Below are 9,353 nucleotides of genomic sequence, written 5' to 3'. Positions count from 1 at the left end.
CGGGCCCCCCCCCCCGGGGCGCGTGGTCCGCGCCTACGAGTTGGGGGGCCGCCCCCGCGGGGCCCCCCCCCCGGGCCCCCGCCCCCCCCGCGCGGGCGGGGCGGCCGGCCCGGCTCAGAGGTACTGGCCGGTGTTGGTGGCGGTGTCGATCGCGCGGCCGGAGTCGTTGCCCTTGCCGCTGATGAGCGTGCGGATGTAGACGATCCGCTCGCCCTTCTTGCCCGAGATCCGCGCCCAGTCGTCGGGGTTGGTGGTGTTGGGCAGGTCCTCGTTCTCCTTGAACTCGTCGACGCAGGCCTGCATGAGGTGGCCGACCCGCAGCCCGGCGGTGCCGGTCTCCAGGTTCTCCTTGATGGCCATCTTCTTGGCGCGGTCGACGATGTTCTGCAGCATCGCGCCGGAGTTGAAGTCCTTGAAGTACAGGACCTCCTTGTCACCGTTGGCGTAGGTGACCTCGAGGAAGCGGTTCTCCTCGCTCTCGGTGTACATCCGCTCGACGGTGCGCTGGATCATCGCCTGGATGGTGGCCTCGGCGCTGCTGCCGTTCTCGGCGAGGTCGTCGGCGTGGATGGGCAGCGACGGTGTCAGGTACTTGCTGAAGATGTCGCGGGCGGCCTCGGCGTCGGGCCGCTCGATCTTGATCTTCACGTCCAGCCGGCCGGGCCGCAGGATCGCCGGGTCGATCATGTCCTCGCGGTTGGAGGCGCCGATGACGATGACGTTCTCCAGGCCCTCGACGCCGTCGATCTCGCTGAGCAGCTGCGGGACGATCGTCGACTCGACGTCGGAGGACACGCCCGACCCGCGGGTGCGGAAGATCGAGTCCATCTCGTCGAAGAACACGATGACCGGGGTGCCCTCGCTGGCCTTCTCCCGGGCCCGCTGGAACACCAGCCGGATGTGCCGCTCGGTCTCGCCGACGTACTTGTTGAGCAGCTCGGGGCCCTTGATGTTGAGGAAGTAGGACTTGGCCTGCCCCTCCCCCTTCACCGCGGAGACCTTCTTGGCCAGCGAGTTCGCCACCGCCTTGGCGATGAGCGTCTTGCCGCAGCCGGGCGGGCCGTAGAGCAGGATGCCCTTCGGCGGGCGCAGCTCGTACTCGCGGAACAGGTCCGCGTGCAGGAACGGCAGCTCGACGGCGTCGCGGATCTGCTCGATCTGCCGGGCCAGGCCGCCGATGTCGGAGTAGTCGATGTCGGGGACCTCCTCGAGGACGAGCTCCTCGACCTCGCTCTTGGGGATCCGCTCGTACACGTAGCCCGACCGCGCCTCCAGCAGCAGCGAGTCGCCGACCCGCAGCGGCTGGTCGGTGAGCGAGTCGGCCAGGTAGACCACCCGCTCCTCGTCGGTGTGGCCGATGACCAGGGCCCGTGGCGTGACGCCGTCGACGGGCTCCAGCAGCTCCTTGAGCATGACGACGTCGCCCTGCTTCTCGAAGCCGAGCGCCTCGACGACGTTCATGGCCTCGTTGAGCATGACCTCCTGGCCGGGCCGCAGCTCCTCGGCCTCGACGGCCGGGGACACCGAGACGCGCAGCTTCCGGCCGCCGGTGAAGACGTCGACCGTGCCGTCGTCGTGCCGCCCCAGGTAGACGCCGTAGCCCGACGGCGGCTGGCCGAGCCGGTCGATCTCCTCCTTGAGCGTCAGCAGCTGCTCGCGGGCGTCGCGCAGGGTGCCGGCGAGCTTGTCGTTGCGCTCGGAGAGGAAGGCAGCGCGGCCCTCCGCCTCGGCGATCCGCTCCTCGAGCACCCGCACCTGCCGGGGGCTGTCGGCCACCTTGCGGCGCAGGAGAGCGATCTCCTCCTCGAGGTAGGAGATCTGGGAGAGCAGGGCGGAGACGTCACGTTCGCGCCGCGCTCGGAACTCGTCGGGACCGCTGACAGGACCGGGGCCCATCGCGCACCTCCGCACATCGGGGGGAGCCAGGAGGCAAATCTATACACGCCTGCCGACGCCGCGCCCGCGTGCTCGCGGGGTCCGCGCGCCCCGGCGCGGCTACTTCTGGGGACGCCGCTGGCGGACCGGCGCGACCACGCCCTCGGCCAGCCGGCGGGCGGTCACGAGGAACGCGGTGTGCGCGACCATGCGGTGCTCGGGGCGCACCGCGAGGCCCACCGCGTGCCACGGGCGGACCAGCGACTCCCAGGCGTAGGGCTCGGTCCACACGCCCTGCGCGCGCAGCGCCTCGACGTAGGTGGACAGCTGGGTGACGGTCGCCACGTAGCCGATCAGCACGCCGCCGGGCCGCAGCGCCGCGGCCACCGTGGGCAGCACCGCCCACGGCTCGAGCATGTCGAGGACCACCCGGTCGACGACCTCGTCCGCGGGGTGCTCGGCGAGGTCGCCCAGGCGCAGGTCCCAGTTCTCCGGCACCCCGCCGAAGAAGGCGCCCACGTTGCCGCGGGCGACGTCGGCGAAGTCCTCGCGCCGCTCGTAGCTGGTGACCCGGCCCGACGCGCCGACGGCGCGCAGCAGCGAGCAGGTGAGCGCGCCCGACCCGGCGCCGGCCTCGAGGACCCGCATGCCGGGCCCGACGTCGCCGCTGCCGACGATCTGCGCGGCGTCCTTGGGGTAGACGACCTGGGCGCCGCGCGGCATGGACAGCACGAAGTCGGCCAGCAGCGGCCGGAACGCCAGGTACCCGGTGTTGGCCGTGGAGTGCACGACCGAGCCCTCGGGTGCGCCGATGAGGTCGTCGTGGGCGATGGCGCCGCGGTGGGTGTGGAACTGCCTGCCGGGCTCGAGGACGACGGTGTGCAGCCGGCCCTTGGGATCGGTGAGCTGCACCCGGTCGCCGACGGCGAAGGCGCCCGGCACCGGGGCGGCGACGGCGGCCGGCGGCCCGTCGTCCGCGGGGAGCGGCTCGGCGGCGGGGGCGGCGGCGGTCGCGTTCTGGCTGGGCTCGGGCTGCGGTTCCACGGGCGGCCAGCCTAGGCGAGCCGCGGGACGGGCCCGCCCGGCGCGGGCACTCGGAACTGTCGGAGGAGCGTCGTAGCGTCGGGTGCATGACGGCAGTGGCGCAGGACCCGGCGCACAGCGGCACGGTCTTCCCCGGCACGGCGTCCGACGGCGGCGGGCAGGCCCCCGACGGGGAGAAGGCGCCGCGCCGGCCCTCGCTGTCGCCCAGCCGGGCGGCGGACTTCAAGACGTGCCCGCTGCTCTACCGCTTCCGCACCATCGACCGGCTGCCGGAGAGGAAGAGCGCCGCGGCGGTGCGCGGCACGCTCGTGCACGCGGTGCTGGAGCGGCTCTACGACCTGCCACCGGCCGAGCGGACCGTCGAGGCGGCCCGCGGGCTGGTGGCGCCGGCGTGGGACGAGCTGCGCGCCGACCCGGAGGTCGAGGCGCTGTTCACCGCCGGCGAGGACGGGGCGGAGCCGCCGTCGCTGGAGGCCTGGCTGGACTCGGCCGGGACGCTGGTGGAGACCTACTTCCGGCTGGAGGACCCCACCCGCATCCAGCCCGAGGGCCGCGAGCAGCTGGTCGAGGTGACGCTGCCCGACGGGCTGCTGCTGCGCGGCTACGTCGACCGGCTCGACGTCGCCCGCAACGGCGCGCTGCGGGTGGTCGACTACAAGACCGGCTCGATGCCGCGCGAGGCGTTCGAGTCCAAGGCCCTGTTCCAGATGAAGTTCTACGCGCTGGTGCTGTGGCGCACCCGCGGCGTGGTGGCCTCCCAGCTCAAGCTCATCTACCTCGGCGACGGCGACGCGCTGACCTACGCCCCCGAGGAGGCCGAGCTGGTCCGCTTCGAGCGGACGCTGCTGGCGATCTGGGCGGCGATCGAGCGGGCGGTGGCCACCGGCGACTTCCGGCCCAACCGCACGCGGCTGTGCGCCTGGTGCGACCACCAGGCGCTGTGCCCCTCCTTCGGCGGCACTCCCCCGCCGTTCCCGGCCGAGGCCGCGGCGCGGGCCGGCTGGGCCACGCTGCCGATCGTCGAGCGCGACTGACGCGCCTGCCCGTCCTGCCCTGCCCCGCCCCGTGGGGACGATCAGGGAGCCGCGGTGGCGACGCGCCGAGCGGTCGTGGCGTGTCGCCACCCGGACCCCGTGGTCGCGGGACACCGGTCCGGGCGTGTCCCCGCGCAGCCGCCGCCCCTCCGCGGACCGGTCGGCTGGCGCGGTCGGCGCGTGAGTTGGGGATAACGGTCACCGCCGGCGACGGCGGGGGCGAACGAGACGCACCGGTCCCCGTCGACCGGCCGGCGCGGCCGGCCCTAGCGTCGGCTGCTCCCGCCACCCAGGAGGACCGGCATGCGGGGTTACCGGGCCGACCGCGCCTTCGACGGCGAGCGGGTGCTGCGTGACGGGGCCCTGGTGCTGGTCGACGACGGCCGGATCGTCGCCGTCGAGCCCGCCGGGGCCGCCCCGCCCGACGGCGTGCCCGTCACCGCCCTGCCCGGGACGACGCTGCTGCCCGGGCTGGTCGACACGCACGTGCACCTCTGCGGCGACAACGGCCCCCGCGCCCTCGACCAGCTCCCCGAGCTGGAGCCTGCGCAGGTGGACGCGATCGTCGCCGCCGCCCTGCGGCAGCACCTGGCCGCCGGGGTCACCGCGGTCCGCGACCTGGGCGACGTCGGCTGGGCGGTGGTCGAGCGGGCGCCCGCCGACGGCCCGACGGTGGTCGCCTCGGGCCCGCCGCTCACCTGCCCGGCCGGCCACTGCGCGGGGATGGGCGGCGTGGTGCGGGGAACCGAGGCGCTGCGGGGAGCGGTCCGCGAGCGCGCCGAGCGGGGTGCGGACGTCGTCAAGCTGATGGCCAGCGGCGGCGTGATGACCGCGGGCACCGACATGACCGCCTGCCAGTTCACCACCGCCGAGGTGCGCGCCGTCGTCGACGAGGCGCACCGGCTGGGCCTGCCGGTCACCGCGCACGCGCACGCGCTGAGCGCCGTCCGGCAGGTGCTGGCCGCCGGCGTCGACGGCATCGAGCACTGCTCGTGCCAGACCGCCACCGGCTGGGGCGTGCCGCCGGCGCTGGCCGCCCAGCTCGCCCGGGCGGGCACCGCCGTCTGCCCGACGCTGGGCCTGGCCGACGGCGCGGTGCCGCCGCCCCGCATCCAGGAGCTCCTCGACCGGATGGACATCACCGAGGAGGCGCGCGCCGCCGACGCGGCCCGCATGCACCGCGCGGGCGTCCGGGTGGTCAGCGGCGTCGACTCCGGGATCGGCCCCGGCAAGCCGCACGGGCTCCTGCCGCGCGCGGTCGCCTCGCTCGTCGGCGGTGGGGTGCCCGCCCCCGAGGCGCTGGCGACGGCGACCTCCGCGGCGGCCGCCGCCTGCGGCCTCGGCGGGCGCACCGGACGGCTGGCGCCCGGCCTGGACGCCGACCTGCTGCTGGTCGACGGCGACCCCACCGTCGACGTCGCCGCGCTGGAGCGGGTGCGGCTGGTGGTCTCCCGCGGCCGGGAGGTCGTGCCGGCCGGGTGAGGGCTCAGCGGCGGGGTGCGGCGTCCCGCCCGAGCAGCAGCCCCTCGAGGTCGGCGAGCCCGACGCCGGCCAGCGTGTCGCGCAGCACCAGGCCCGGCGCGGGCGCCAGCGGCTGCAGCGCGGGCACGCCGAGGACGGTGGCGCCCGCGGCCAGCCCCGCGGCCACCCCGGCCGCGGAGTCCTCGACGACGACGCAGTCGGCCGGGTCCACGCGAAGCGCGGCCGCGGCCTGCAGGTAGGGCGCCGGGTCGGGCTTGCGGGCGGGCACCTCGTCGCCGCACACGGTGAGGTCGAACGGCGGCACGTCCGGGAACGCGGCCTCGACCTGCGCGAGGACCACGTCGGCCAGGCGGCGCGGCGTGGTCGTCACCAGGGCCGTGGGCAGCGCGGCGGCGCGCACCTCGGCCAGCAGCTCGCGCGCGCCGGGCCGCCAGTGCAGGTCGGTGGCGAGCAGGCCCGCGACGGTCTCCTCCACCCAGGCGACGTCGGCGCTCGTCTCCCCGGGCGTGCGCTCGATCCCGAGGTCGGCCTGGAGGATCCGCATCGACGTCGCCATGCTGGTGCCGACGGTGGCCTCGCGGGCGGTGGCGCTCAGCTCACCGCCGAGGCGCCGGGCGAGGGCGAACAGGGCGTGTCCCCAGTGCTGCTCGGACTCCACCAGCGTGCCGTCCATGTCGAACAGCACCGCGCGCAGGCCGGAGCGGGGATCAGGAGCAGGGAGGGTCACGGCAGGTCTCTCGGGCAGAGGGCAGGGGCACGACGGCCCGCGCCGGCCGACGTCCCCAGTGTCCCACCGTCCCGGGCCGGGCCGGTGCCCGCACGGGGGCGGTCAGTCCTCGACGCGGAACCCGATCTTCAGCGTCACCTGGACGTGCGCGACGTCGCCGTCGACGACCTGGCCGCGCACCTCCTGGACCTCGAACCACTCGACGTGCCGGATGGTCTGCGACGCCTTGCCGACGGCGGTGCGGATCGCGTCGTCGATGCCGGTCGGGCTGCTGCCGACGACCTCGGTGAGCCGGTACACGTGGTTGGCCATGGCGGTCTCCTCCCCGCACCCGGCGGCGCCGGGCGCGGGTCGATCCTGGCCCCGGGGGTGCCGGGCGGGGAACCGGGCGGATCAGCCGGGCAGGGTGTTGACCACCCGGGCGAGGACCACCACGAGGACGCCGAGGGAGATCAGCGACTGCAGCGCCATCAGGCCCTTCACCCGCAGCGTCAGCGGCATCGTGTCGGTCGGGCTGAAGGCGACCAGGTTGGTGAACGCCACGTACAGGTGGTCGCCGAAGTGGGGCCGCCATCCCGGCGGGGCGAGGCCGGGCGCGTCGGTCTGGGGGAACTGGAAGTCGGGGTGGGGCCGCGGCTCCGCGACCCGGCCGGCCGGCCCGCCGCCGTCCAGCTGCCAGTAGACCAGCGCGAAGGTGACCACGTTGACCAGCAGGACCAGCGCCGCCGCGACGAGCAGCCGGTCGGCGGTGAGCGGGACGTGGTCGACCTCGCCGCCGTCCAGCACGAGGACCACGAGCCGGGCGGCCGCGCCGGCGTTGGCGACCACGAGGGTGCCGAACAGCGCGAGCACCAGCGACCGGGCGCCGCGGGGCACCGGCCCGGGCCGGGCCGCGATGCCCAGCAGCACCAGCAGCGCGATCCCCTCCACCACCGGGACGAGCAGCGGCGGGCCCACCCGGTAGCCGGCGGGGATCAGGACCTGCAGCAGGATGACCACCACGACCGTGAGCAGCGGCCAGGTGTAGCTCTCCGGGGTGCCGGACCGGGTCCGGTCGACCGTGCGGTCCATCGCACCACCGCGTCCCTCCCGCCCCCGGGCGGCGCGGGTCGCCGGGAGGGCGGGCCGCGACGAGGGCGCTCCCGCGGCCCAGCCTCCGCAGCAGGGGCTCCGGCCGCGTCACCCGCCGCGGACGAGGGAGCGAGGTCAGGCGGTGCGGCGGCGCAGGCGGCGCAGCAGCACCGCGCCGACCCCGCCGGCCACGGCGACGCCGATCGCGAGCCCGGCGCCGTTGCCCTCGGCCGGCATCTGCGTGGCCGGCGGGCAGGCCGGATCGGCCTTGCGGGCGGCCAGGTTCGTGCTGCCCAGGTGCCACATCGGCCCGCCGCCGTTCCCGACGGTCACGGCGAACACGGCGTGCCGGACCCCGGGTGCGAAGGTCGTCGGCTGCGGCTCCCCGAGCGGGGCCGGCGTCACCTGGTTGGCCGGGCCCACCGGGATCTCCACCGTCTCCCCGGTGCGGTTGTCGTAGCCGAAGACCGCCGTCCAGGTGCCGTCGGCGTGCCGGACGACGCAGTCGACCAGCGGCACCACGTCCGGCGGGTCCGAGCGGTCCGGTGCCGCCGCGGCGACCCCGGGGGTCAGGGCGACGACGGCAGCGGCCGCCGTCGCCGCGAGCCCGCGCGCGAGGCGGGTCCGCCCGCGTCGCTCGGCCGTCGGTCCTGTCCTGTCCATGGCGTCCCGTTCGTGTGGGCGGCATCGTGCACCTGACACGGGACCATCGGCAGGGACCCGGCGGTCCTCCAGCGCGGCCGCCGGACGCCACCCGGGCGGGTGAGGCCTACTCGAAACGCACCGGCTGCCCGGTGGCCTCCAGCACCGACATCCACAGGTCGCCCAGCGGGTCGACGTGGTTGCGCCGGCTGACCGCCAGGGACATCGGGAGGTGCACGAACCGCCGCCGCCGGCGCGCCACGATCACCTCGGTGCGGCCGGCCATCGCCGCGTGCACGGCGGCGTGCGCCAGCCGCAGGCAGTAGGCGCTGTCGTAGGGGTTGGCCGGCACGCTGCGGATGGCGTAGCTGGGGTCGAAGTAGCGGACGTTGTTCTCGACCTTCGCGTCGTCGAGGTGCTCGGTGATCAGCCGGCGCAGCAGCCGCCCGATGTCGCCGAGCCGGACGTTGCCCGACGCGTCGCGGCCGGGCTCGTGCTCCTCGATGTGCTCCTGCCCGGCCCCCTCGGCCACCACGACGACGGCGTGCCCGCGCTCCTCCACCCGGCGGCGCAGGTGCTCGAGGAAGCCGTGCTCGCCGTGCAGCGCGAACGGCACCTCGGGGATGAGCACGTAGTCGGCGTCGTCCTTGGCTAGCGTCGAGTAGCAGGCGATGAACCCCGAGTGCCGGCCCATGAGCTTGACCAGGCCGACGCCGCCGGGCGCCGACCGGGCCTCCACGCTGGCGGCGTGGATCGACTTGGTCGCCTCCGACATCGCCGTCTGGAAGCCGAAGCTCTGGTCGATGTAGGGGATGTCGTTGTCGATGGTCTTGGGCACCCCGACGACGGCGATCTTCAGGCCACGCTCCTCGACGACCCGCACGACCTCCATCGCCCCGCGGATCGTGCCGTCGCCGCCGATGACGAACAGGACGTTGATCGCCAGCCGCTCCAGGGCGTCGACGATCTCCTCGGGGTCCTGCATGCCGCGCGAGGTGCCGAGGATGGTGCCGCCCTCGTCGTCGATGTGCTGGACCACCTCGGGCGAGAGGTCGACGACGTCCTCGCCGTAGTGCGGGATGAAGCCGCGGTAGCCGTTGCGGAACCCGACGATGCGGCGCACGCCGTAGTGCCGGCACAGCTCGAGGACCAGCCCGCGGATGACGTCGTTGAGGCCGGGGCACAGCCCGCCGCAGGTGACGATGCCGACCCGGGTCTTGGCCGGGTCGAAGTAGATGCGCTTGCGCGGCCCGCCCGGCTCCAGGCTGGGCAGCCGGTCGACCGGGACGCCGCGGCTGCCGGCCATCGACAGGGTGTCGTCGAAGAGGATCCGGTCGTCCTCCTCCACCGAGTGCTGGGTGGTCTCCCGCGCGGCCAGCCGCTCCGCCAGCGGCGAGTCGATGCGGCACGGACCCAGCGTCCGCACGGCGAGGTCCTCGTGTCCGATCACGAGGGTCAACGCTCCCACACCGGGGTGC

9 protein-coding genes are annotated in these 9,353 nt (G+C 75.2%); 2 read left to right on the top strand and 7 right to left on the bottom strand.

The genetic code is table 11. From position 1 onward, the window contains the following. Positions 1–114: 114 nt before the first annotated feature. A complete protein-coding gene (gene arc, locus ACI798_RS16785; protein WP_457048445.1) occupies positions 115–1,896 on the bottom strand; it encodes a proteasome ATPase in 1,782 nt (593 codons plus the stop codon). 99 nt (positions 1,897–1,995) lie between these two features. After that, positions 1,996–2,919: a tRNA (adenine-N1)-methyltransferase gene (locus ACI798_RS16780; RefSeq protein WP_457048444.1), complete on the bottom strand. Its 924-nt coding sequence runs from the start codon at positions 2,917–2,919 to the stop codon at positions 1,996–1,998. A gap of 86 nt (positions 2,920–3,005) precedes the next feature. Between ACI798_RS16780 and ACI798_RS16775 the strand changes: the two genes are divergently transcribed. Next, positions 3,006–3,953, top strand: coding sequence for a RecB family exonuclease (locus ACI798_RS16775; protein ID WP_456939978.1), 948 nt, complete (start codon positions 3,006–3,008; stop codon positions 3,951–3,953). A 303-nt stretch (positions 3,954–4,256) separates the two neighbouring features. Continuing rightward, entirely contained in the window at positions 4,257–5,435 is a 1,179-nt protein-coding gene (locus ACI798_RS16770; protein ID WP_457048443.1) for an amidohydrolase family protein, read from the top strand. A 4-nt stretch (positions 5,436–5,439) separates the two neighbouring features. Here the strand turns inward: ACI798_RS16770 and ACI798_RS16765 are convergent, their stop codons facing one another. The 5 genes from ACI798_RS16765 to ACI798_RS16745 form a co-directional block, all read right to left on the bottom strand. Then, positions 5,440–6,162: an HAD family hydrolase gene (locus tag ACI798_RS16765; RefSeq protein ID WP_457048442.1), complete on the bottom strand. Its 723-nt coding sequence runs from the start codon at positions 6,160–6,162 to the stop codon at positions 5,440–5,442. 102 nt (positions 6,163–6,264) lie between these two features. After that, positions 6,265–6,474, bottom strand: a complete 210-nt coding sequence (locus ACI798_RS16760) for a dodecin (RefSeq protein WP_456939975.1) — start codon at positions 6,472–6,474, stop codon at positions 6,265–6,267. An 81-nt stretch (positions 6,475–6,555) separates the two neighbouring features. Next, positions 6,556–7,233 (bottom strand): hypothetical protein, encoded by a 678-nt coding sequence (locus ACI798_RS16755; protein ID WP_456939974.1) that lies wholly within the window; start codon positions 7,231–7,233, stop codon positions 6,556–6,558. A gap of 135 nt (positions 7,234–7,368) precedes the next feature. Beyond that, positions 7,369–7,896 (bottom strand): hypothetical protein, encoded by a 528-nt coding sequence (locus ACI798_RS16750; RefSeq protein WP_457048441.1) that lies wholly within the window; start codon positions 7,894–7,896, stop codon positions 7,369–7,371. Positions 7,897–8,002: 106 nt separating this feature from the next. Next, complete coding sequence (locus ACI798_RS16745; RefSeq protein ID WP_456939972.1) at positions 8,003–9,325, bottom strand: ATP-dependent 6-phosphofructokinase; 1,323 nt, start codon at positions 9,323–9,325, stop codon at positions 8,003–8,005. Between the last annotated feature and the right edge of the window lie 28 nt (positions 9,326–9,353).

The sequence above is a fragment of the Geodermatophilus sp. SYSU D01045 genome (assembly GCF_054050295.1).
The sequence above is the reverse complement of the archived record's forward strand: the minus strand, read 5'-3'. Positions and strand labels throughout refer to the sequence as shown.